Below are 21,196 nucleotides of genomic sequence, written 5' to 3' on the forward strand. Positions count from 1 at the left end.
GTGGTGGCGCAGGCGGCGGTGGCGCAGGTGCGGGTGCCGCGGCAGGCACGGGGACCGGCGGAACCAGCGGCGGATCTGCGGCCTCATCGGGCGCGGGAATTGGAACGTCACCCAGCAGTGCCAATTCCGGGCCGTCGGCTCCCTCCGGCATGGGAACGCAGGGCACCACCACAGGCGCCAACATCAACACCAATAACAGCCCGACCAATCCCAATGTTCAAGCGCCGACTGCCGCCGGCAAGTCGCCAACGGCAGCTCAGGCCGAGCGAAACATGGGTGCCGGGCGTGCTCCGAATGGGGTGCCGATCGGCAGTCCGGGGTCCGGGACCAGCAGCGAGGATCAGAAATAGTCGAACGCGACCGTCACGGAAGGCCCGCACGAAGCGGGCCTTTCATTTGGCGCCGGTCTGCTGCTCCCAACCGGCATTGATCCAACTGCACCCTGCATAATTAGGACTCTCTTTGACCTGAATCGCGCTAGTATCGGCGGACATCTCTTCATCGATACTCACCTCGCGGTTCGCGTCTGCAGTGACACCCAACCCACAATCTGACAGGACCATGAAAGTCCGCTGCTGCGTCGTCGGCGGCGGACCTGCCGGCATGATGCTCGGCTACCTCCTGGGACGCGCCGGCATCGACGTCGTGGTGCTGGAGAAGCATGCGGATTTCTTCCGCGATTTCCGCGGCGATACCGTGCATCCGTCGACGCTTGAAGTGATGGATGAGCTCGGCCTGATCGACGGCTTCCTGAAGCTGCCGCACCAGCGCCTGCAGAAGATGGACGGCCTGTTCGGCGGCACGCCGGTGCGCATTGCCGATCTCAGCCGGCTCCACACCAAATACCCCTTCATCGCCTTCATGCCGCAATGGGACTTCTTGAATTTTCTGCGCGAGGCGGGCAGGCGCTTTGGCTCGCTCGAGGTGATGATGAGCACGGAGGCGATCGATCTGATCCGCCGCGGCGAGACGATCGCCGGCGTGCGGGCGAAGACGCCTGAGGGCATCATCGACATCGAGGCCGATCTCACCATCGCCTGCGACGGCCGGCATTCGACGGTTCGCGAGCGCGCGGGCCTTAGCGTCGAGGAGATCGGCGCGCCGATGGACGTGCTGTGGTTTCGCGCCGGCCGCAAACCCGACGAAACCGAGAACGTGTTCGCGCGGGTCGAACCCGGCAAGATGATGATCACCTTCGACCGCGGCGAATATTGGCAGTGCGCCTATGTCATCGCCAAGGGACAGTACGATGCGGTGAAGGCGAGGGGACTTTCGGCGCTGCTCGACGACGTCGTGCGCATGGCGCCGATCCTCCGCTCCGGCATCGCCGAGGTGAAGAGCTTCGACGACGTCAAGCTGCTCACCGTCGCGATCAACCGTCTGACGCGCTGGACGCAGCCAGGCCTGTTGTGCATCGGCGATGCCGCACATGCGATGTCGCCAATCGGCGGCGTCGGCGTCAATCTCGCCGTGCAGGATGCGGTTGCGACCGCGAACCTCCTGGCGGACAAGCTGCAGCATGGCTGCCCGTCCGAGCACGAGCTCGATGCCATCAGGCGCCGTCGCGCGTTCCCGGTGAAGATGACGCAAGCTATGCAGGTGGTCGTGCAGAACAACATCATCAGTGGCGCCTTGCAGGGCGGCGACCGGCCGCTGAAGGTGCCGCTGGTCGTGCGCCTCATCACCGCGCTGCCATGGCTGCAGGGCATTCCGGCGCGCCTGCTTGCGCTCGGCGTGCGGCCCGAGCACGTGCATTCGCGCGCCGCGCCGCAATCCTAGCGGAGGACTTCGGTAGGGATAACGCGGCGTGAATTCGCGCGCGATGCGTTGCACGCTTGCAACATCGCCATCGGATTCACGGCGCGATGCGGGCCCAACCGCCACGTTAACCGTGTTGATTTCAATTTTAGTAAGAGCCTGTCTGTGACCGTGCGTCCATCAAGGACACGGGGTGTACCATGCGTAATAAGTTGATTGCCGCCTTTGCCTGCACGACGGCTCTGGTTTCGACCGGTGCGGCCTCCGCCGCCGATCTCGGTGCGCGCTACACGAAGGCGCCCGCCTATGTCGAGCCGCTGTTCAACTGGACCGGCTTCTATGTCGGCGGCCACATCGGTGGCGCATGGACCAACCAGCAGTTCATCAACAACGGCACCGGCGCGGCGTTCGGCGATCTGCTGCCGGGAGAGGGCTATCGCCAGCGCAACGCGGGCGTCATGGGCGGCGCGCAGATCGGCTACAATTGGCAGGCCAACAATTACGTGTTCGGCGTGGAAGGCACGATTTCGGGTCTCGACAACAAGGGCTCGTTCACGAACACCGTGTTTGGCGCCGCGGATGACGTGTTCTCCTGGCGTACCAACGTGCTCGCGACCGTGGTCGGGCGCGCCGGCTTCGCCGTGCAGAACAACCTCTTCTACATCAAGGGCGGCTATGCCGGCGCGAACAACCGCCTCTCGGTCACCGACACCGTCGGTGTGGCGACGGGCTCGGGCGGACAAACCCATTGGGCTAACGGCTGGACCGTCGGCGCCGGCTGGGAATACGGCGTCACCCGCAACTGGATCGTCGGCCTCGAATACAATTACGCGGCCTTCACCAGCCAGACCTATCAGCTCGGCGGCACCTCCGGAAACTACACCTTCGATGCCAAGCCGCGCGACATCCAATGGGCCGTGGTGCGCGCGAGCTACAAGTTCGACGCACCCACCATCGCCCGCTACTGAGCACGTCGACGCAACGCGACCAACGATCAAGAAAAGCACTGTCTCAATTCAAAAGCCCCGGCGTCGTCCGGGGCTTCTTTTTTGCGTCGTTGGATGGCGCGCAGACCGACCTCAGGCCATCACCGAGAATCCGCCGTCGACCGGGATCGCCGTACCCGTGACGAAATTCGACGCGGGCGATGCCAGGAACACGGCGATGCCGGCGAAGTCGTCGATGTCGCCCCAGCGCCCCGCAGGCGTGCGCGCCAGCACGCGCTCGTGCAGCCCCGAGACCTGCTGTCGCGCGCCGCGGGTGAGATCGGTGTCGATCCAGCCCGGCAGGATGGCGTTGACCTGGATGTTGTCGGGCGCCCAGGCATTGGCGCAGGCGCGGGTGTACTGCACGATGCCGCCCTTGCTGGCCGCATAGGCGGTCGCGAAGCTTGCGCCGAAGATCGACATCATCGAGCCGATGTTGATCACCTTGCCGTTGCCGGACGCCTTCAGCGCCGGATAGGCCAGCTTCGAGCACACGAAGGCGCTGGTGAGGTTGGTGTCGATCACCTTGTTCCACTCGTCGAGCTCGAGCTCGTGCGGGGGCTTGCGGATGCTCATGCCGGCATTGTTGACGAGGATGTCGATGCGGCCGAGCTCCTTGACGACACGGTCGATCATGGCTGCGACCGCCGCCTTGTCGGTCACGTCGGTGGCGACGGCGATCGCCTTCACGCCGCGCTGCCTGAGATCGGCCACGGCGGCGGCGGACTTGCTCTCGTTGCGTCCGACCACGGCGATGTCGGCGCCGGCATCGGCGAGGCCGCGCGCCATGCCGAGCCCGATGCCGCCATTGCCTCCCGTGACGATCGCGACCTTGCCGCGGAGATCGAACCGGCTGGATGTCATGCTTGAATTCCCTGGTTTCTTCTATTGGTTGCTCTGCCAGATCAGCACCAGCCCGAACCCGGCCATGGCTGCGCCATAGCCGGCCCAGTGCAGCTGGTTGACCATGAAGCTCGATCGCGGCCACGGAACCGTGCCCGTGCCCTGTCCAATCCAGAGCAGCCCGAGAGCGGTTGCAAACAGGCCTGCCACCAGCAGAAATCTGCGCATGCCTTCCTCCCATCGGTCCGCTTCTGTCGCGCTCCACGGCATCAACGACTGCCGCAGCCACGAAAACTTGCCGACAGACTAGCCGTAGCTCTGGTACGGACACAATGGGCCGTGGCCGCAAGGACGCTAGCTAGGCCCAAAACGAAAAAGCCCCGGCGATGCCGGGGCTTTGACGCTTGATCGTGAGATCAGATCAGTACTTCGCGACGACCGGACCGGTCCAGTTGAAGCGGTAGACCAGCGAGGTCGAGATCGTCTGGTTCCAGCTGTTGGCACGGACGCTGTTGATGGTCGGGAGGTCGCCGATGTCGGTGCGGATAGCCTCAGTCTTGGCATTGTAGAAGGCCGAACGGTACTCGGTCTTCATGAACCAGCCGGGCGAGGTGATGCCGAAGATGTTCAGGCTGTTCTCGACGCCGCCGCCGATGAACCAGCCGTGACGATCGTAGCCATTGAGGTGAACACCGGCCGGGGTACCGCCGAGCGTCGTGAAGTTGGTGCGGCCGAAGTGAGCGCCGGAGTAACCGCCGTTGACGTAGGAGAGAACGTTCGGAGCGACCAGCCAGCCGAGGCGCACGCCCGCGGCCCAAGAGGTCTCCAGCTTCTGGTTACCAGTGATGTCGAAGATCGGATCCTGGATGGTGGAGCGGATGCTGCCGAACTGAGCGTCGCCAAACACACCGGCGACCCAGGTGCCGCTGAACTGCCAGTCGTAACCAGCGCCGACCGTACCAAACCAACCGGAACCGCCCTGACGCTGCGTGATGGTCAGCGGGGTACCCGTGGCGGTGTCGACAATCTGCTGGTCAGCATTGGAGAGGCCGCCGCCGCCGCCGCCGAAGACGTAGAAGCCGGTCCAGTTGGCGACGGGCGCCGGCATCGGGGCCTTCGCGTAGGGACGGGCGCCCAAGTCGGCAGCCGAGGCCGTGCCGGTCATCGCCGCAACCGCGGTCAGAGCGAGCAATGTCTTCTTCATTTTAAATCCCCAAACCTTGTCGGCGCGAGCGCACTGAAGTCCGTGTCATCTGATGAGCGGACTATAGACGGTTCTTGCCGAAATGCTGTTGCCGGACAGGCACAGTCGCCGGAAAACGCCGGTGTGGGGGTATTTTGCGGCGGCCTCGCCCAGATCTAGAAAAAGTGTTATGTTTCAAGGCCTTGACCGAATTCTGGCGACTCGATTTTGAGTAAGGTTTCGTTAGCAAATTCGGTTTTGTCCGAGACGGAGGCAATCCTGCTCCCGGCCGCAGCATCCGCTGAGTCGCTGGCCGAGTCGCCGCGAGACGAATCCGGAAAGCAACGAAGATCCCGGCAGCACACAAGGCAAACTGGTCCGAAACGGCGGCCGCTGCCCCAAAGACACAGCCCCGGCTTTGGGCCGGGGCTGTGTTGGCGTGCAGCCGGTTTGGTTGCCGCCTCAAACGTCCAGCAACTCGTCGCTGGCAAACTCGGCCTTGTCCGAGATGAAGGCAAAGCGCGCCTCGGCCTTGGTGCCCATCAGCCGCTCGACCGAATCCGCCGTGGTGTCGCGGTCGTCGGCCAGCAGCACCACCTTGAGCAGCGTCCGCCTGGCCGGGTCCATGGTGGTCTCCTTGAGCTGCGCCGGCATCATCTCGCCGAGCCCTTTGAAGCGGTTCACCTCGACCTTGGCGTTGGCGTTGAACGCGCTCTTGAGCAGCGCCTCCTTGTGCGCGTCGTCGCGGGCGTAGACCGACTTGGAGCCGTGGGTCAGCTTGTAGAGCGGCGGCACCGCGAGGAAGAGATGGCCTTCGTCGATCAGCCGCGGCATCTGGCGATAGAAGAAGGTGATCAGGAGCGAGGCGATGTGGGCGCCGTCGACGTCGGCGTCGGTCATGATGATGATGCGCTGATAGCGCAGATCCTCCTCGCGATATTGCGCGAGCGTGCCGCAGCCGATCGCCTGCACGAGGTCGGAGAGCTGCGCATTCGCCGTCAGCTTGTCCTTGCCGGCGGAGGCGACGTTGAGGATCTTGCCGCGCAGCGGCAGCACGGCCTGGGTCTTGCGGTCGCGCGCCTGCTTGGCGCTGCCGCCAGCCGAGTCGCCCTCGACGATGAACAGCTCCGAGCCCTCGGTGCCGGCATCGGTGCAGTCGGCGAGCTTGCCGGGCAGGCGCAGCTTCTTGCCGGCCGTCTTGCGTGCGGTCTCCTTCTCCTGCCGCCGCCGCAGCCGCTCCTCGGCGCGGTCGATGACGAAGTCGAGCAGCCGGTTGGCCATGTTCGGATTGCCCGACAGCCAATGGTCGAACGGGTCCTTCATCGCCTGCTCGACGATGCGTTGCGCTTCGGGGGTGGCGAGGCGATCCTTGGTCTGGCCCTGGAATTCGGGCTCGCGCACGAACACCGAAAGCATCACGGCGGCGCCCACCATCACGTCTTCCGAGGTGACGGAGGCGGCGCGCTTGCCCTGGCCGACGCGCTCGGCGTGATCCTTCAGCCCGCGCAGCAGCGCGCTGCGCAGGCCGGATTCGTGGGTGCCGCCGTCGGGCGTCGGCACGGTGTTGGTGTAGGAGGAAAGGAAGCCGTCGGCATCCGCGGTCCAGGCCACCGCCCATTCGCAGGCGCCGTGCGCGCCGTTGCGTCCCGACTTGCCGGAGAAGATGTCCGGATGCACCAGCGTGTCGGCGTGGATCGCGGCAGCGAGATAGTCCTTGAGGCCGCCCGGGAAGTGGAACGTCGCTTCCGCCGGCACGTCCTCTACGCCTTTGAGCAGCTCGGGCGCGCAGTTCCAGCGGATCTCGACGCCGCCGAACAGGTAGGCCTTCGAGCGCGTCATCTTGAACAGGCGCTGCGGCTTGAACGCGGCCTTCTGCCCGAAGATGTCGGTGTCGGGCTTGAAGCGCACGCGCGTGCCGCGGCGGTTGTTGACCTTGCCGAGGTCCTCGAGCTTGCCCTTGGGATGGCCGCGCTCGAAGGTCATGCGGTAGAGCTTCTGGCTGCGCGCAACCTCGACCTCGAGACGCGAGGAGAGGGCGTTCACCACGGAGATGCCGACGCCGTGCAGACCGCCCGAGGTCTCGTAGACCTTGCTGTCGAACTTGCCGCCCGAATGCAGCGTGCACATGATGACTTCGAGCGCCGACTTCTTCGGGAATTTCGGATGCGGATCGATCGGGATGCCGCGGCCGTTGTCGGTGACGGTCAGGAAACCGTCCGCACTCAGCTCGACTCCGATGAAGGTCGCATGCCCGGCCAACGCCTCGTCCATCGAGTTGTCGATGACTTCGGCGAACAGATGATGCAGCGCCTTCTCGTCGGTGCCGCCGATATACATGCCGGGCCGGCGCCGCACCGGTTCCAGCCCCTCGAGCACCTCGATGTCGGCTGCCGTGTAATCGGCTTCCCCGCCACTGCGCGGCGCCGCCTTGACGGCTGTGCGGGGCTTCGGCTCGTCACCGCCGAAGAAATCGTCTTTTGCTTTTGGCTTCAACTGCTTGGACATATATCTTGATGGGTTTTGAGGGCCGCAGAAGCGGCGAATCGGTTAAGCCGACTATGCCACTTCTGACTTGGAAAGGTTACCGTAGGGCGGACTGGGCGCTGTGGGTTGGGAGCGAATCCGGGCGATTTTACGCCGCAGCCTCGCCATTTCCCGGCAATTTGACGTGCCGGCTTGGTGATGTCTGGGTTTTGTGACTTGATGTCACACAAGTCCTTGGCTTACCAGTCCTTTTCATCGAGCAGCACCTTGAGACGGGGCGGGAAGGCTATTTTGGATGGAGCAGTTTGCGCACGCCCTCACTGACTTCGTGCGCGTTCACCAGGCTTGGGCAGCGCCAATCGTGTTCGTGCTGGCCTTCGGAGAGTCGCTCGCCTTCATCTCGCTGCTGGTCCCGGCCTGGGGCGCGCTGGTGGCAATCGGTGCGCTGATCGGGGTCAGCGGCATCAACTTTTTTCCGGTCTGGATTGCCGGCGCCCTCGGCGCGGCGCTGGGTGACTGGGTCTCCTACTGGTTCGGCTATCGCTACAAGGAGAAGGTCGCCGAGATGTGGCCGCTCTCGCGCTATCCGGGACTGCTCCCCAGAGGCGAGGCTTTCGTGCGCAGCTGGGGCGTCCCCAGCATCTTCATCGGGCGCTTCTTCGGACCCCTGCGCGCCTCGGTGCCGCTCGCGGCCGGCATCTTCGAGATGCCCTATTGGACCTTCCAGGCTGCAAACTTCGTCTCGGCCCTGATCTGGTCGGCCGTGCTCCTGCTGTTCGGCGACGTGCTCGCCAAGATCATGGAGTGGATCTGGCGGGTGATCTGACCGGGCAACGGGGCCGCCCGGTCAGGGCGTCAGGCCAAGCCTTCTAAGCAAGCCTACAGCGATGCGTTCCAGATCGCGGGGATCCAGCGATAACCGGAGCCGTCCTTTTCCTTCTCGACCCGGACGAGACCGGGGAAGGCGGCGTGGAAGGCCTGGATCGGCATCTTCTCGGCAATCGCCATGTCGTAGAGCTTGCGGCGCGTCTGCTGGGCCAGCGGTTTGTCGACGTCGGATGCGATGTTCCATTCGGGATGCTTCACGAACAGGAACGCTGCGCCCGCGGTGATATCCACCTGCACCAGCACCTTCTCGGCGCCCGAGGCGACGATGAAGGAATTGTGGCCTGGCGTGTGGCCGGGGCTCGCTACCGAGGTGATACCGGGCGCGACCTCCTTGCCGGCCTCATATTGTGTGACCTTGCGGCCCAAGGCATCGAACACACGGCGAATGTTCTTGAAATTGTTCTCGAGGATCGGATTGCCCATCCCCTTGCTCATCTCGCCGTCATCCATCCAGAACTTCCATTCCACCGCCGGAACCATGATCTCGGCATTGGGGAAGGCGGGCTTGTTCTCGGCCGCCAGCAGGCCGTTGATGTGGTCGCCATGGAAATGGGAGATGATGACGGTATCGACCGCCGCGCGGTCGATGCCGGCGGCGGCGAGATTGTTTTGGAATTGGCCGACCTTGCCCTTCGACTGCGTGAACTGGTCGGGACCGAGCCCGGTATCGATGACGACGAGCTTCGGTCCGGTGTTGACCACCACCGGGTTGAAGGTGTGGGTGACCTTGTCGGCCGGCAGGTGGTGCTCGGCGAACACTTTGTTGATGTCATCCTTGCTGGCGCCGGCGGCGTAATTGTCGGTCAGATTGACGGTCGCAACGCCATCGCAGACCACCGTGACCTGGTGGGTGCCGACATTGTAGCGATAGAAGCTCGCATTCTGCTTCTCGGCCAGCGGCGCGGCGGCGCCCGCGGGCGAAATCTTCACGAAAGGCAGGAGCGCCGATGCGGCGGCGCCGGCTAGCGTTGCGCGACGAGTAATCTCGGTCATGGTGATGTCCTGAGGCTGGGTGCGAACGGCTCGGGGCCGGCGAAGAGGTTGTGTCCCGCCGGTCGTTCTCGAAAACCCCTACTTCTAGTGGAAATTCCACGGCGGGCCGATGACATCTGTGCGCGTCCTGCCGTCGCGCGTGCGGCATCCTGCCGTCCCACTGAACCGATTTGCTCTTGACCATGGAACCAGCGGGCATTATAGCCGCGCGCCATGATCAACGCCGCGACCATTCTGTTCGCCCGTCGCCGCCGCCGCAGCTTAGCGGTTTGGGCGGTCGATCGCGTTTGAGATCATCGTCTTTGCCGCTGGACCCGATCCGCGGCATCCTCTCTCCTGTCAGCGCGATCTGATCCGGCGGTCCCCCGAGGAGGCCCAGCAGGAGACCACGATGTACACGCCACCCTTTTTCAAGCAGGACCGCGCCGCGAGCCTGAAATTCGCCGAGGATCGCGGCTTCGGCACGATGTGCGCCTTCGATGGCAAGCGGCCGATCGCCTCGCCGTTGCCGTTCTATTTGACCTATGCCGCAGATGGCACGCCGCAGGCTGCCTTTCATCTCGCCCGTCACAATCCGCTGCTAAAGCTGGCGGGCGGCGAGGCGTCGTGGCTGCTCGCGGTCAACGGCCCGGATGCCTATGTATCGCCGGACTGGTACGTCTCGCCGGATCAGGTTCCGACCTGGCTCTACCAGTCGGTGCATTTGAGCGGGCCGGTTCGGCTGTTGTCGGATGACGAGCTGGCGGTGCAGCTCGAGGTGCTCAGCGCCAAGTTCGAGAGCTGGCTGCTGCCGAAAAAGCCGTGGACGTCGGCCAAGATGACGGCGGGTCGGCTGGCGACGATGAAGAAAGGGATCGTTGGGCTGGTCATGACCGTTGAGGAGGTCGAAGGCAGCTTCAAGCTGAACCAGCACAAGTCGGATGCCGATTATGCGGCGATCGCGAATGCGCTTGACGGCGGCGATGCCGATGCCAAGCGGATCTCACAATTGATGCGGCAGGCAAGGCCGCAGGTTTTCGCAGACGACACGAACATGCTCGAAGGGAGCGCATCATGAGCCTCGCTGACACCACCAAAGCTCCGGCCACCAGCGCGGCAAAGAAGCCGGCCACCGTCTTCGTCGATGGCGGTTCCGGTACCACCGGCCTCGGCATCAATGAGCGGCTGAAGCTCCAAAGCGACGTCGCGGTGAAGACCATTGCCGACGACAAGCGCAAGGATCCCGCGGCCAAGAAGGCGCTGATGGAGGAGGTGGATCTCGTCATCCTCTGCCTTCCCGACGATGCCGCCAAGGAAACCGTTGCCCTGGTCGACGGCATGGGGGCTCACGCGCCCAAGGTGCTGGATGCCTCGACCGCCTACCGGGTCGCGCCGGACTGGGCTTACGGCTTTGCGGAGCTCACGCCTGACCAGGCCGGCAAGATCAAGGCGGCGAAGAAGGTCTCCAATCCCGGCTGCTATCCGACCGGCGCGATCGCGCTGCTGCGGCCGATCGTCGATGCTGGCCTGCTGCCGCCTGATTATCCCGTCACCGTCAACGCGGTGAGCGGCTATTCCGGCGGTGGCAAGTCGATGATCGCAAGCTTCGAGGATGGCAGCGCCCCGTCCTTCGAGCTCTACGGCCTCGGCTTCGAGCACAAGCATCTGCCGGAGATGCAGCTCTATTCGAACCTGACGCGGCGGCCGATCTTCATTCCCTCGGTCGGCAACTACCGGCAGGGCATGCTGGTCTCGGTGCCGCTCCAGCTCGACACGCTGCCGGGCAAGCCCGGCGGCGCCGACCTGCAGGCGGCGATGGCAAAACGTTACGCCGGCTCGAAATACGTCAAGGTGATGCCGCTGCAAAACGAGGCGAGCAAGGGCGGCCGGCTCGAGCCGGAGGCGCTCAACGAGACCAACATGCTCGAGCTCTACGTCTTCGCCAGCGACAAATATCACCAGGCGCTATTGGTCGCCCGGCTCGACAATCTCGGCAAGGGGGCATCCGGCGCAGCCGTGCAGAACATGCGGCTGATGCTCGGCCTGCCGGAGGAGTGAGGCAGGCCTCTATCCTCCGTCATTGCGAGCGAAGCGAAGCAATCCAGAGCTTCCACCGCGGAAATAGTCTGGATTGCTTCGTCGCGAGGGCTCCTCGCAATGACGTGGAAAGTGCTTCAAACCACCCTGAAGATCGCCAGCACCAGCACGGCCTGGGCGAAGAAGCCGACGGTGAAGGCGAGGGTGCGGAACACCGGAATTCCGAGCGCATAGACGATGATGTGCGCGATGCGCGACCAGAAATAGACGGCGCAGGCGAGCACCGTCCATTTCGTGGAATAGTCGATCGCGTTCAGGATCAGCACCAGCGGGGCGAAGATGACGAGGTTCTCGACCGCGTTGTCATGGGCGAACATCAGCCGGTTGGCCCACTCCGCCTGCGGCTTGTCGCCGCGCGAGGGGTTGGCCATGGCACCGCTCAAACCGCGAACCTGGCAGCGGTTGATGATGTAGGGAACCCACAGAACGCCCGTCAGGATCACCGTCAGTGTCAGCCAGAACAATTCGCGTGTCATAGTGCCGGTCCCCTGTGTCGTCGCTGGATTGAGGCTAGAGCATGATCCGGAAAAGTGAGTAGCGGTTTTCCGAAAAGATCATGCTCAAACAATTAGTCTATACGAAAGCGCGCCGGATTCCGCTACGCGCGAACTCTGACATAGCTGCCGGGCGCGTCCTCGATCGGCGGAAATGCGTCGCTGCCGACCACGCGCGCCGGGACTTCCTCGGGGTCGAGCTCGCCCAGCCACTCCCGCCAGTCCGGCCACCATGAGCCCTTGTGCTCGGTGGCGCCCTTCATCCACTGCGCGACGCTGACGTTCTTGATGTTGTCGTTGGTCCAATACTGGTACTTGTTCGCGGCAGGCGGATTGACCACGCCCGCGATGTGGCCCGAGCCGGACAGCACGTATTTCACCGGGCCGCCGAAGAATTGCGAGCCGTAGAGCACCGATTCCGCGGGCGCGATGTGATCCTCGCGGGTGGCGAGATTGTAGACCGGCACCTTCACCTTGGAGAGATCGAGCAGGGTGTTGTCGAGCGCCATCGTGCCGGTGGAGAGCCGGTTCTCCAGGTAGCAATTGCGCAGGTAATAGGAATGGTTGGCCTGGGTCATCCGTGTCGCATCGGAGTTCCAATGCAACAGGTCGAACGCGCTCGGCTGCTGGCCTTTCAGATAGTTGCTGACCACGTAGGACCAGATCAGGTCGTTGGAGCGCAGCATGTTGAAGGCCATGGCCATCTTCGAGCCTTCGAGCACGCCGGCAGTCTTCATGTCCTGCTCGATCGCGGCGATCTGCTCCTCGTCGACGAACACGAGCAGATCGCCGGCATGGGTGAAGTCGACCTGGGCCGCGAAGAACGTCGCGGACGACACGCGCTGGCGGCGCTTCTCGGCGAGCCAGGCCAGCGTGGTCGCGAGCATCGTGCCGCCGACGCAATAGCCGGCGGTGTGCACCTTCATCTCGCCGGTGATCTTCTCGATCACGTCCATCGCCGTGAGCGGGCCTTCCTTCATGTAGTCTTCCCAGCCCTTGTTGCCGAGCCGCTTGTCGGGATTGACCCATGAGATCACGAAGACGGTGATGCCCTGGTCGACGCACCACTTGATGTAGGATTTCTCCGGCTTCAGATCGAGGATGTAGAACTTGTTGATCCAGGGCGGCACGATCAGGAGCGGGGTGCGCAGCACCTTCTCCGTCGTCGGCGAATACTGGATCAGCTGCATCATCTCGTTCTGGTAGACCACCTTGCCCGGCGTCGTCGCCATGTTGACGCCGACGACGAGATTGTCCGGATTGGACTGGCGGATCTTCAGCATGCCCTTGCCGGCGGCGATGTCCTCGGCCAGCATCTTCAGGCCGCGCGCGAGGTTCTCGCCGCTGGACGCCACCGTCTCGCGCAGCACTTCGGGGTTGGTCAGCACGAAGTTCGACGGCGAGAGCGCGTTGGTGACCTGCTGGACGTAGAACTCGGCCTTGCGGCGCGTGTGCGGATCGAGCCCTTCGGCGTCGCGCACCAGCTCCTGCGCCCATTTGGTCGTGAGCAGATAGAGCTGCATGACGAAGTCGAAGAACTGGTTCGACTTCCATTCCGGATCGGCAAAGCGCTTGTCGCGGGGCGAGGGGGCGATCGCGGGCTCGGCGTCCTGACCGGCCATGCGACGCACCGCCGAGCCCCACAGGTCGAGATAGTCCTTGGCAAGCTTGGTCTGGAGATCGGACGAGCGGGACGTGTCCGACAGCCAATATTCGGCGACCGACGTGAACGTCTTGACGACCTCGGCAAGCTCGGCCGGCGGGCGGTCCTGCACCTCGCCGCTCTCGCGCGGCTTGAGATAGGCGGCGAGCGCCTTGCCGCCGCTCTCCATCGCCCGCGCGACGTTCATCGCAAAGGCTTCGGCGTCGAACTTCGTCTCGGGTTTCGGCGTATCGGTCGTGGCCATACTCATGCGCAGAACAGTAACGATTCATTCCGTATTCGTCACCGCGAAGCTCGCAGGTTTGACGTTAAACGCTCTCGAAGATGTGTTGCACTGCGACAAATCTTCTTGGTTCCGTCACAATCGGGCCGCACGGCTCGGTTTGTTGGGCATCGGCTGTTTTCTTGCTCTAACCATTTTGGGCAGCAATGGTTTGAGCTTGGGCACGGTCTTGGGTAAGCTTGCCCGGGCCGTGCTTTGGGACGAGTAGGGGATTTCCCAAGTGTTGGCGTTATGGGACCTGCAAAAGACGCTGCCGATCTGCGGCGCGGTGCTGATGGCGGCGCTCGCCCTGGGCGGGTGTTCGAGTCAACTCGCGGATCTGGCGCCCGCGGATGCGCCGCCGCGCGCCAGGGAGCCCGGGTCCTATCTGCCGGTGCATGATCTGCCGCCGGATCGCGATCAGGCGATCATCCCGCTGGAGCAGCGCGCCAAGATCGAGGCCGAGCTCGCCGCCGCGCGCGATCGCCAGGCCGCTGCCGCCAAGGACGCCAAATAGGCCCGTGGCCGCGAGACTGCCAACGTAATCGCTGGCGCCTCCGCTTTGCCGTGCTAAAAGACCTCGGTTCAGCCTGGAGTCAGGGCGAACGACTTCAATCTTCGTTGCCGACGATTGCTCTAAGTATTTGATTCTGAGTAATTTTCGCGATGGAGCCTGAGTGCTTTCGTGCCGGCCCTCGCGGCCTGTCGATTCTGTCCTGACCGGTTGCCCGGAGCCCAGAGAGCCATGGAAGAATTTTACCGCATTCGCCGCCTTCCGCCTTACGTGTTCGAGCAGGTCAACCGGGCCAAGGCGGCTGCGCGCAATGCCGGCGCCGACATCATTGACCTCGGCATGGGCAATCCGGACCTGCCGGCGCCGGCGCATGTGCTGGACAAGCTGAAGGAGACGCTCGGCAAGCCGCGCACCGACCGCTACTCGGCCTCGCGCGGCATCCCCGGGCTGCGCCGGGCCCAGGCCGCCTATTACGCCCGCCGCTTCGACGTGAAGCTGAACCCCGACACCCAGGTCGTGGCGACGCTGGGCTCGAAGGAAGGTTTCGCCAATGTGGCGCAGGCGATCACCGCGCCGGGCGACGTCATCCTCTGTCCGAACCCGAGCTACCCGATTCACGCCTTCGGTTTCTTGATGGCGGGCGGCGTCATCCGCTCGGTGCCGTCGGAGCCGACGCCGCAGTTCTTCGAGGCGGCGGAGCGGGCGATCGTGCATTCGATCCCCAAGCCGCTCGCGCTCGTCGTCTGCTATCCCTCGAACCCGACCGCCTATGTCGCGAGCCTCGACTTCTACAAGGACCTCGTCGCCTTCGCGAAGAAGCACGAGATCCTGATCCTGTCCGATCTCGCTTATGCCGAGGTCTATTTCGACGAGAGCAACCCGCCGCCCTCGGTGCTGGAGGTGCCGGGCGCGATGGACTGCACCGTCGAGTTCACCTCGATGTCGAAGACCTATTCGATGGCCGGCTGGCGCATGGGCTTTGCAGTCGGCAATGAGCGCGTGATCGCCGCGCTCGCCCGTGTCAAATCCTATCTCGATTACGGCGCCTTCACGCCGGTGCAGGTCGCGGCGACCGCGGCGCTGAACGGTCCGGACGATTGCATCAAGGAGATGCGCGACACCTACCGCAAGCGCCGCGACGCGCTGGTGGAATCGTTCGGCCGGGCGGGGTGGGAAATCCCGGCGCCGGAGGCCTCGATGTTCGCCTGGGTGCCGCTGCCGGAAGCCTTCCGCAGCGTCGGCAGCATGCAGTTCGCGACCCTGTTGGTGGAGAAATCCGGCGTCGCGGTCTCGCCCGGCGTCGGCTTCGGCGAGCATGGTGAAGGATATGTCCGCATCGCCATGGTGGAAAACGAGCAACGGATCAGGCAGGCCGCGCGCGGCGTCCGCCGCTTCCTTGAAAGCGGCATCGAAACGTTGCACAACGTGGTTCCTCTCGCCAATCGGCGGTAATTCTCTTCTGCAGGTTTTCTGAAGTATCATGGTCGCACCGCTGAAAGTGGGCATAGCGGGGCTCGGCACCGTGGGTGCCGAGGTTATCCGTTTGATCGAAACACAGGCGCGCGTGCTCGCAGGGCGCAGCGGCCGGGGCATCCGCGTGGTTGCGGTCACCGCGCGTTCGAAGGCGAAGAAGCGCGGCATCGACCTGCGCGGCTTCGATTGGGCGAAGGACCCGATCGCGCTCGCCACGCATCCGGAGGTCGATTGCTTCGTCGAGCTGATGGGCGGCGCCGGCGATCCCGCGCTGTCGGCGGTGGACGCTGCGCTCGGTGCCGGCAAGTCGGTCGTCACAGCAAACAAGGCGCTGCTCGCCAAGCACGGCCTCAAGCTGGCCAAGGCGGCTGAAAAGCACGGCGGTGCGCTGAATTTCGAGGCAGCGGTCGGCGCCGCGATCCCCGTCATCAAGACGTTGCGCGAAGGGCTTGCCGGAACCGGCGTCAACCGCGTCTACGGCATCCTCAACGGCACCTGCAATTACATCCTGACCCGGATGGAGCAGGAGGGCCTGTCCTTCGCCGAATGCCTCAAGGATGCCCAGCGGCTCGGCTATGCCGAGGCCAATCCGTCCTTCGACGTCGACGGCCACGACACCGCGCAGAAGCTCGCCATTCTCGCCAGCCTCGCTTTCGGCACGAAAGTTGCTCAAAGTGCGGTGTATGTCGAAGGCATCTCATCCATCGCGCCGGAAGATCTTCGCGCCGCCGACGATCTCGGTTATCGGCTCAAACTGCTCGGCGTTGCCGTTCGCACCGCCAAGGGCATCGAGCAGCGCGTGCATCCGACCATGGTGCCGAAATCCTCCTCGATCGCGCAGGTGATGGGTGTCACCAATGCGGTCACGATCGATGGCGAAGGCATTCCGCCGATCACGCTGGTCGGCCCCGGCGCGGGCGGTGCCGCGACCGCATCCGCCGTCGTCGCCGACATCGCCGACGTCGCGCGCGGCATCCGCGCCAATCCGTTCGGCCGGCCGATCGGGCAGCTGCGCGACACCAAGAAGGCGCCGATGGAGCGCCACGAGGGCGGCTATTACATTCGCCTGCTCGCCCGCGATTTCCCCGGCACTGCGGCCGCGATCGCGACGCGGCTTGCCGAGCAGAAGATTTCGATCGAGTCGATCGTGCAGCGTCATCCCAATGGCGGCGCTGCGCCCACTGACGGCAAGGCTGTCCCGGTGCCCGTCATCCTGATCACCTATGCCACGCACGAGGATGCCGTGCGCCGTGCGCTCGCCGCCGTGCAGAAGGACAAGGTGATCAGCGGACGGCCGCAGGTGATCCGGATCGAGAAGAACTAGAGCATGACCTCGGAAAAGTCTGAGCGGTTTTCCGGAAAGGTCATGCTCAAGCCATAAGGCGGTCGTTCGTTCGAACGAACACCGGGCGTTGTGAGTTGATGTGGACGGAGATTTCCGTCCCAAACGTTTCGAAGGAGTAAGCCGATGTCGACCCATATTGAAGTCCCCCCGCACGCCTTGCTCGAGCGCATTCTCACGCTGGAGATCGTGCGGGTGACGGAGCGGGCGGCGGTGTCGTCGGCGCGGTTGCGCGGCCACGGCAACGAGAAGGCGGCCGACCAGGCCGCCGTCGACGCCATGAGGCGCGAGCTCAACAAGCTGCCGATCCAGGGCACCATCGTGATCGGCGAGGGCGAACGCGACGAGGCGCCGATGCTCTATATCGGCGAGCAGGTCGGCCTCAAGGCAGGTCCCGAGGTCGATATCGCGGTCGACCCGCTCGAAGGCACCACGCTGTGCGCCAAGAACATGCCGGGCTCGATCGCCACCATGGCGATGGCTGACGGCGGCACGCTGCTGCACGCCCCCGACGTCTACATGCAGAAGCTCGCGATCGGCCCCGGCTACGACAAGGGCGTCGTCGATCTCGATGCCTCGCCGGCCGACAATGTCCGCCGCCTCGCCAAGGCCAAGGGCGTGAAGCCCGAGGGCATCACCGTTCTCGTGCTCGACCGTCCGCGCCATGCCGACATCATTTCGAGCGTGCGCTCGACCGGTGCGGCCGTACGCCTGATCACCGACGGCGACGTTGCCGGCGTCATCCATTGCGCCGACCCCGACAACACCGGCGTCGACATGTATCTCGGCACCGGCGGTGCACCGGAAGGCGTGCTCGCCGCCGTGGCGCTGCGCTGCATCGGCGGCCAGATGCAGTGCCGCCTCATCCTCGATTCCGAGGAGAAGCGCGAGCGCGCCGCCAAGATGGGCGTCAACGATCCCAAGATGATCTACGGCATCGAGGACATGGCACGCGGCGACTGCCTGTTCGCCGCCACCGGCGTCACCACGGGCTCGCTGCTCTCAGGCGTCAAGTTCCGCAAGGACGGTGTGATCGAGACCGAGACGGTGGTGATGCGCTCCGTCACCGGCACCGTGCGCTACATCAAGGCCGAGCATCGCGAGCTGGCAAAGTTCCATCTGGATTGAGGCCGCGGTCATCCGCGCGCGATTGCTCGGCGCTTTGGTCGCAGACGGATCCGTCGTCTGTCTGCTATGGGCTGCGATGCGGTGCCGGGGCGAACATGTGCAGGTCGCGCAACATCAGAGCCAGCATGACGGCCCCCTGGAGCTGCCCAACCTCATCGGCCCAGGGCTGAAGAATGGACTTCGCGGTCGCCATGTCTCCGCGCGCGAGCGCGCTGCGCGCGTTTATGTCGGCCTCGGCATAGGTGTCAGTTGCAATCATACGGGACAGCGCCTGCGCGAGGCCTTCATCGAAGCTCTCCAGGCGTACTTCGGAGACGTAGTGATCAGGCTTGAGACCGATTTTGTTTCTTGGATGCGCCGGATCGAAATGCCCAACCTTTGCCAGCATGATCAGCAGAGGATGATTTCCGGCGATGGAAGGAGGAATGATCGGATAGGTCCTGATTCTCCCCGATCGATCATCAAGAGATGAGAAGGAGATGACCGGCCCAAGGTTGAAGCGCGACTTGCGATGGAGCACAGCAACGCGATGGTCGATCTCGGAGTCCGGTTTGAACACCTCACCGTTCTTGAAGCTCGCGTCGGGGTCGGCAGCGATGAGAAATGCCGAGAGCTGGGCAACCCGGCCGGTGACGGTGCGTTCGTCAAGCCCGTCCACCTCAAACTCGATCTCTCGTCCAGCGAACGCGGACAATCCGAGCGTATAAGCTCCCAGGGTCTTGCCGGAACGGAAGGGGACGATGTCCATCCACAATCCGAACGGCTGATCTGGATACGCCTCGAACGCGCGGCTTGACTGCTCCAGCCACATCTCGGGGGAACGGCCGATTTTTCCGTCCCAGATGACGGCGACAACATTAGGCAGTGCCGCAACCACGGCACCCACAAAGGCGGTCGTGAGGTACGTATTCTCGGCAAAATCCAGCGCTTTCGTTTCCGTATTGCCTTCGGCAGAGCCCATCGGCGCGACCACGAGGTGCGCACGATGGCGTCGAGCGGCGTGGAAAGCTTCCGGCCACAGCCAGGAAGCCCGCTCCCACAATTGCTGATCGAAAGGTATCGGCGCAGGCATCAGGAGGATCGTCATGAGATGATCTCCTGCGCGGATGAACAGGGGACCGTCAGCACCGTCGCTCGGTGCGAAGGTGCTACGGTTCCAGCGTATGTCGGCATGACGAACGCGTAAGAACTGGATCAAAGCCTCCTCGTCCGGGAGGCGGGCATCCTCGAGCAATATGTATGCGACAGAGACGGTTGTCATGGCCGGTGCGCTTCACCCCGACGAGTTGAGGTAGGCGACCAAACTCGTCCCTCACGTGCTTGATGCGCCGAACTAGCGCTATTGTTGCATGGAACGGATCATGCTTTAAAGCCCTCGATCTCGGCCGGCTAGCCGGGCCAAAACAAATATCAGCGGAGCGAAGCATGACCACACCATCCAATCTCTCCGTCGTCAAAGCCCTCGTCTTCGACGTATTCGGCACGGTCGTGGACTGGCGCACCAGCCTGATCACCGACTTCATGTGGTGGGGAAAGCAGCGCGGCATCAGCGCGGATTGGACCGCGCTGGTCGACGGCTGGCGCGGCATGTACATGGCCTCGATGGACGACGTGCGCCAACATCCCGAGCGCGGCTACGTCATGCTCGATGACCTGCACCGCCGCTCGCTGGAGCAGCTGGTCGATCAATTCGCGATCAGGGGCCTCACCGAGGCCGATCTCGATTACCTCACCAAAGGCTGGCACCGCCTGCATCCCTGGCCCGACAGCGTCACCGGCTTGACGCGGCTGAAATCAAAGTTCGTGATCTCGCCGCTCTCGAACGGCAACGTCGCGCTGCTCACCAACATGGCGAAGTTCGCCGGCCTGCCGTGGGACCTCATTATGTCGGCCGAGCTGTTCGAGCACTACAAGCCCGATCCGGAAACCTATCTCGGCGCAGCAAAGCTGCTCTGCCTCAAGCCGGAAGAGGTGATGATGGTCGCGGCCCACAATGGCGATCTCGCTGCCGCCCAGAAGAACGGATTGAAGACCGCCTTCGTGGCGCGGCCGACCGAATACGGCCCGCTTCAGAAGGTCGATTTCGAAGCAACCGGCAAGTGGGACATCGTCGCGAAGGATTTTGGCGGCATCGCGGATAGGCTCGGCTGTTAGGTGGGCAAGGGGATTCCCGAGCCGTATCAGCATCTGCGAACCTTCGCGTTCGGCGACAGTCCCGCGCTGGCCGACGAACTAGTCGAGCTCGTCGTCAAGGGCATCAAGACCGCGACGTGCAGCACCGAGGACGAGCCGAACACCTCTACGCCCGGTGAGCGCTGGGTCGTGCTCGACGGGCGAGGAGAGCCGCGCTGCGTCATCGAAACCATCGAGGTGACATACCGGCGCTTCAACGAGGTCGATGCAGCCTTTGCACATGACGAGGGAGAAGGCGACCGGAGCCTGGCTCATTGGCGCCGTGCCCATCAATCCTATTTCGGCAGGCTCGGGCGCTATAGCGACGACATGATGCTGATGTGCGAGCGTTTTCGCCTGGTCGAGGTCTTCGGCGATGCCGAGACCGATCGATAGCTACGAAGCCGCAATCGGCAGTTCGGGATTGCTCGACGAGCTGCGGGAGTTCGATCCACGCGTGGTCGGGACGCTGCCCTTGGGGCTCGCGACGACGACGAGCGACATCGATGTCGTCTGCCATGTTCTCGACGCGGCAGCTTTCGCCGAAGTGGTCTGGCGACGATACCGCTCCTGTGACGGGTTTGCGCTCTACCAATGGTGCTCCCGCCGACGGCCGGTGGTCGCCCGCTTCGAGTGGGACGGCTGGCCGTTCGAGCTATTCGGCGATCCCAGGCCGGTCGATCAGCAGGAAGGCTGGCTGCACTTCGAAATCGAGCGGAGATTGCTCGCGCTCGACGACGGGCGTCTGCGCAAAGCCGTGGCCGACCATAGGGCGCGCGGGATGAAGACCGAGCCCGCGTTTGCCGCCGCGCTCGGCATTGCCGGGGACCCGTATTCCGCATTGCTTGCAGTGGGCCGTGAGAGCGACGCCCAGCTGCGGGCCCGCCTGGAGTGCCTGTAAGGTTCGCCGCGTGGGACCGCACAGATCCGGGCGGCT

21 protein-coding genes and 1 pseudogene are annotated in these 21,196 nt (G+C 64.0%); 14 read left to right on the forward strand and 8 right to left on the reverse strand.

Going from position 1 to position 21,196, the window contains the following annotated elements; genetic code table 11:
* The 3 genes and pseudogenes from I6F21_RS34640 to I6F21_RS34650 form a co-directional block, all read left to right on the forward strand.
* Positions 1–350: pseudogene (locus I6F21_RS34640) on the forward strand (hypothetical protein); the annotation flags it as partial.
* Positions 351–561: 211 nt separating this feature from the next.
* Positions 562–1,779 (forward strand): FAD-dependent oxidoreductase, encoded by a 1,218-nt coding sequence (locus tag I6F21_RS34645; protein ID WP_225140661.1) that lies wholly within the window; start codon positions 562–564, stop codon positions 1,777–1,779.
* A gap of 179 nt (positions 1,780–1,958) precedes the next feature.
* Positions 1,959–2,726: an outer membrane beta-barrel protein gene (locus tag I6F21_RS34650; RefSeq protein ID WP_036022935.1), complete on the forward strand. Its 768-nt coding sequence runs from the start codon at positions 1,959–1,961 to the stop codon at positions 2,724–2,726.
* Between the two features lie 111 nt (positions 2,727–2,837).
* Here the strand turns inward: I6F21_RS34650 and I6F21_RS34655 are convergent, their stop codons facing one another.
* The 4 genes from I6F21_RS34655 to parE all read right to left on the reverse strand — a co-directional run bounded on the left by I6F21_RS34655 (position 2,838) and on the right by parE (position 7,275).
* The gene (locus I6F21_RS34655) at positions 2,838–3,608 is read right to left on the reverse strand and encodes a glucose 1-dehydrogenase (protein WP_035999947.1); all 771 of its coding nucleotides are present in this window, start codon (positions 3,606–3,608) and stop codon (positions 2,838–2,840) included.
* Positions 3,609–3,629: 21 nt separating this feature from the next.
* Positions 3,630–3,815 (reverse strand): hypothetical protein, encoded by a 186-nt coding sequence (locus tag I6F21_RS34660; RefSeq protein WP_036000069.1) that lies wholly within the window; start codon positions 3,813–3,815, stop codon positions 3,630–3,632.
* Between the two features lie 193 nt (positions 3,816–4,008).
* Positions 4,009–4,791, reverse strand: coding sequence for a porin family protein (locus I6F21_RS34665; protein WP_057029089.1), 783 nt, complete (start codon positions 4,789–4,791; stop codon positions 4,009–4,011).
* A 441-nt stretch (positions 4,792–5,232) separates the two neighbouring features.
* Entirely contained in the window at positions 5,233–7,275 is a 2,043-nt protein-coding gene (parE, locus tag I6F21_RS34670) for a DNA topoisomerase IV subunit B (RefSeq protein ID WP_225140663.1), read from the reverse strand.
* Between the two features lie 274 nt (positions 7,276–7,549).
* Here parE and I6F21_RS34675 point away from each other — a divergent pair, with 274 nt between their 5' ends.
* Positions 7,550–8,080, forward strand: coding sequence for a DedA family protein (locus I6F21_RS34675; RefSeq protein WP_035999932.1), 531 nt, complete (start codon positions 7,550–7,552; stop codon positions 8,078–8,080).
* A 53-nt stretch (positions 8,081–8,133) separates the two neighbouring features.
* On the opposite strand, the gene I6F21_RS34680 is transcribed toward I6F21_RS34675, so the two are convergent.
* A complete protein-coding gene (locus I6F21_RS34680; RefSeq protein ID WP_157285877.1) occupies positions 8,134–9,135 on the reverse strand; it encodes an MBL fold metallo-hydrolase in 1,002 nt (333 codons plus the stop codon).
* Positions 9,136–9,526: 391 nt separating this feature from the next.
* Here I6F21_RS34680 and I6F21_RS34685 point away from each other — a divergent pair, with 391 nt between their 5' ends.
* Both I6F21_RS34685 and argC read left to right on the forward strand, forming a co-directional pair.
* The gene (locus I6F21_RS34685; RefSeq protein WP_225140665.1) at positions 9,527–10,192 is read left to right on the forward strand and encodes an FMN-binding negative transcriptional regulator; all 666 of its coding nucleotides are present in this window, start codon (positions 9,527–9,529) and stop codon (positions 10,190–10,192) included.
* Positions 10,189–11,172 (forward strand): N-acetyl-gamma-glutamyl-phosphate reductase, encoded by a 984-nt coding sequence (gene argC / locus I6F21_RS34690; RefSeq protein ID WP_036022938.1) that lies wholly within the window; start codon positions 10,189–10,191, stop codon positions 11,170–11,172. The genes I6F21_RS34685 and argC overlap by 4 nt, the downstream gene beginning before the upstream one ends.
* Before the next feature lie 116 nt (positions 11,173–11,288).
* On the opposite strand, the gene I6F21_RS34695 is transcribed toward argC, so the two are convergent.
* Together I6F21_RS34695 and phaC are read right to left on the reverse strand one after the other, a co-directional pair.
* Complete coding sequence (locus tag I6F21_RS34695; protein WP_035999918.1) at positions 11,289–11,687, reverse strand: MAPEG family protein; 399 nt, start codon at positions 11,685–11,687, stop codon at positions 11,289–11,291.
* A 122-nt stretch (positions 11,688–11,809) separates the two neighbouring features.
* Complete coding sequence (gene phaC / locus I6F21_RS34700) at positions 11,810–13,618, reverse strand: class I poly(R)-hydroxyalkanoic acid synthase (RefSeq protein ID WP_225140669.1); 1,809 nt, start codon at positions 13,616–13,618, stop codon at positions 11,810–11,812.
* Between phaC and I6F21_RS34705 the strand changes: the two genes are divergently transcribed.
* The 5 genes from I6F21_RS34705 (at position 13,617) to glpX (ending at position 18,087) form a co-directional block, all read left to right on the forward strand.
* A complete protein-coding gene (locus I6F21_RS34705) occupies positions 13,617–13,859 on the forward strand; it encodes a hypothetical protein (RefSeq protein WP_225184118.1) in 243 nt (80 codons plus the stop codon). The two genes, phaC and I6F21_RS34705, sit on opposite strands and share 2 nt — an antisense overlap.
* A 12-nt stretch (positions 13,860–13,871) precedes the next feature.
* Positions 13,872–14,147, forward strand: coding sequence for a hypothetical protein (locus I6F21_RS34710; protein ID WP_036033514.1), 276 nt, complete (start codon positions 13,872–13,874; stop codon positions 14,145–14,147).
* A 228-nt stretch (positions 14,148–14,375) separates the two neighbouring features.
* The gene (locus I6F21_RS34715; RefSeq protein ID WP_225140671.1) at positions 14,376–15,596 is read left to right on the forward strand and encodes an LL-diaminopimelate aminotransferase; all 1,221 of its coding nucleotides are present in this window, start codon (positions 14,376–14,378) and stop codon (positions 15,594–15,596) included.
* Positions 15,597–15,624: 28 nt separating this feature from the next.
* The gene (locus tag I6F21_RS34720; RefSeq protein ID WP_036022941.1) at positions 15,625–16,941 is read left to right on the forward strand and encodes a homoserine dehydrogenase; all 1,317 of its coding nucleotides are present in this window, start codon (positions 15,625–15,627) and stop codon (positions 16,939–16,941) included.
* Between the two features lie 144 nt (positions 16,942–17,085).
* Positions 17,086–18,087 carry a class II fructose-bisphosphatase gene (gene glpX / locus I6F21_RS34725; RefSeq protein WP_036022942.1) on the forward strand — a complete coding sequence of 334 codons (1,002 nt, stop codon included), beginning with the start codon at positions 17,086–17,088 and terminating at the stop codon, positions 18,085–18,087.
* 64 nt (positions 18,088–18,151) lie between these two features.
* Here the strand turns inward: glpX and I6F21_RS34730 are convergent, their stop codons facing one another.
* A complete protein-coding gene (locus I6F21_RS34730) occupies positions 18,152–19,174 on the reverse strand; it encodes a hypothetical protein (RefSeq protein ID WP_225113557.1) in 1,023 nt (340 codons plus the stop codon).
* A 338-nt stretch (positions 19,175–19,512) separates the two neighbouring features.
* On the opposite strand from I6F21_RS34730, the gene I6F21_RS34735 reads away from it, so the two are divergent.
* From I6F21_RS34735 to I6F21_RS34745, 3 genes are read left to right on the forward strand one after another with little or no spacing between them, the layout of a single operon-like run.
* Entirely contained in the window at positions 19,513–20,241 is a 729-nt protein-coding gene (locus I6F21_RS34735; RefSeq protein ID WP_225140673.1) for a haloacid dehalogenase type II, read from the forward strand.
* Entirely contained in the window at positions 20,242–20,655 is a 414-nt protein-coding gene (locus tag I6F21_RS34740; protein WP_225125523.1) for an ASCH domain-containing protein, read from the forward strand. It abuts the gene before it with no gap.
* Complete coding sequence (locus I6F21_RS34745; RefSeq protein WP_225125521.1) at positions 20,636–21,160, forward strand: DUF4269 domain-containing protein; 525 nt, start codon at positions 20,636–20,638, stop codon at positions 21,158–21,160. The genes I6F21_RS34740 and I6F21_RS34745 overlap by 20 nt, the downstream gene beginning before the upstream one ends.
* Positions 21,161–21,196: the final 36 nt, after the last annotated feature.

The organism is Bradyrhizobium sp. NBAIM03 (genome assembly GCF_020194055.1).
Classification (GTDB): domain Bacteria; phylum Pseudomonadota; class Alphaproteobacteria; order Rhizobiales; family Xanthobacteraceae; genus Bradyrhizobium; species Bradyrhizobium yuanmingense.

Coding starts and splice junctions, on each gene's coding strand:
- I6F21_RS34675 (WP_035999932.1), top strand. CDS start 7,550: ATGGAGCAGTTTGCGCACGCCCTCACTGACTTCGTGCGCGTTCACCAG.
- I6F21_RS34680 (WP_157285877.1), bottom strand. CDS start 9,135: ATGACCGAGATTACTCGTCGCGCAACGCTAGCCGGCGCCGCCGCATCG.
- argC (WP_036022938.1), top strand. CDS start 10,189: ATGAGCCTCGCTGACACCACCAAAGCTCCGGCCACCAGCGCGGCAAAG.
- I6F21_RS34665 (WP_057029089.1), bottom strand. CDS start 4,791: ATGAAGAAGACATTGCTCGCTCTGACCGCGGTTGCGGCGATGACCGGC.
- I6F21_RS34705 (WP_225184118.1), top strand. CDS start 13,617: ATGCGCAGAACAGTAACGATTCATTCCGTATTCGTCACCGCGAAGCTC.
- phaC (WP_225140669.1), bottom strand. CDS start 13,618: ATGAGTATGGCCACGACCGATACGCCGAAACCCGAGACGAAGTTCGAC.
- I6F21_RS34645 (WP_225140661.1), top strand. CDS start 562: ATGAAAGTCCGCTGCTGCGTCGTCGGCGGCGGACCTGCCGGCATGATG.
- I6F21_RS34745 (WP_225125521.1), top strand. CDS start 20,636: ATGCCGAGACCGATCGATAGCTACGAAGCCGCAATCGGCAGTTCGGGA.
- glpX (WP_036022942.1), top strand. CDS start 17,086: ATGTCGACCCATATTGAAGTCCCCCCGCACGCCTTGCTCGAGCGCATT.
- I6F21_RS34655 (WP_035999947.1), bottom strand. CDS start 3,608: ATGACATCCAGCCGGTTCGATCTCCGCGGCAAGGTCGCGATCGTCACG.
- I6F21_RS34735 (WP_225140673.1), top strand. CDS start 19,513: ATGACCACACCATCCAATCTCTCCGTCGTCAAAGCCCTCGTCTTCGAC.
- I6F21_RS34720 (WP_036022941.1), top strand. CDS start 15,625: ATGGTCGCACCGCTGAAAGTGGGCATAGCGGGGCTCGGCACCGTGGGT.
- I6F21_RS34650 (WP_036022935.1), top strand. CDS start 1,959: ATGCGTAATAAGTTGATTGCCGCCTTTGCCTGCACGACGGCTCTGGTT.
- I6F21_RS34730 (WP_225113557.1), bottom strand. CDS start 19,174: ATGACGATCCTCCTGATGCCTGCGCCGATACCTTTCGATCAGCAATTG.
- I6F21_RS34685 (WP_225140665.1), top strand. CDS start 9,527: ATGTACACGCCACCCTTTTTCAAGCAGGACCGCGCCGCGAGCCTGAAA.
- I6F21_RS34715 (WP_225140671.1), top strand. CDS start 14,376: ATGGAAGAATTTTACCGCATTCGCCGCCTTCCGCCTTACGTGTTCGAG.
- I6F21_RS34695 (WP_035999918.1), bottom strand. CDS start 11,687: ATGACACGCGAATTGTTCTGGCTGACACTGACGGTGATCCTGACGGGC.
- parE (WP_225140663.1), bottom strand. CDS start 7,275: ATGTCCAAGCAGTTGAAGCCAAAAGCAAAAGACGATTTCTTCGGCGGT.
- I6F21_RS34660 (WP_036000069.1), bottom strand. CDS start 3,815: ATGCGCAGATTTCTGCTGGTGGCAGGCCTGTTTGCAACCGCTCTCGGG.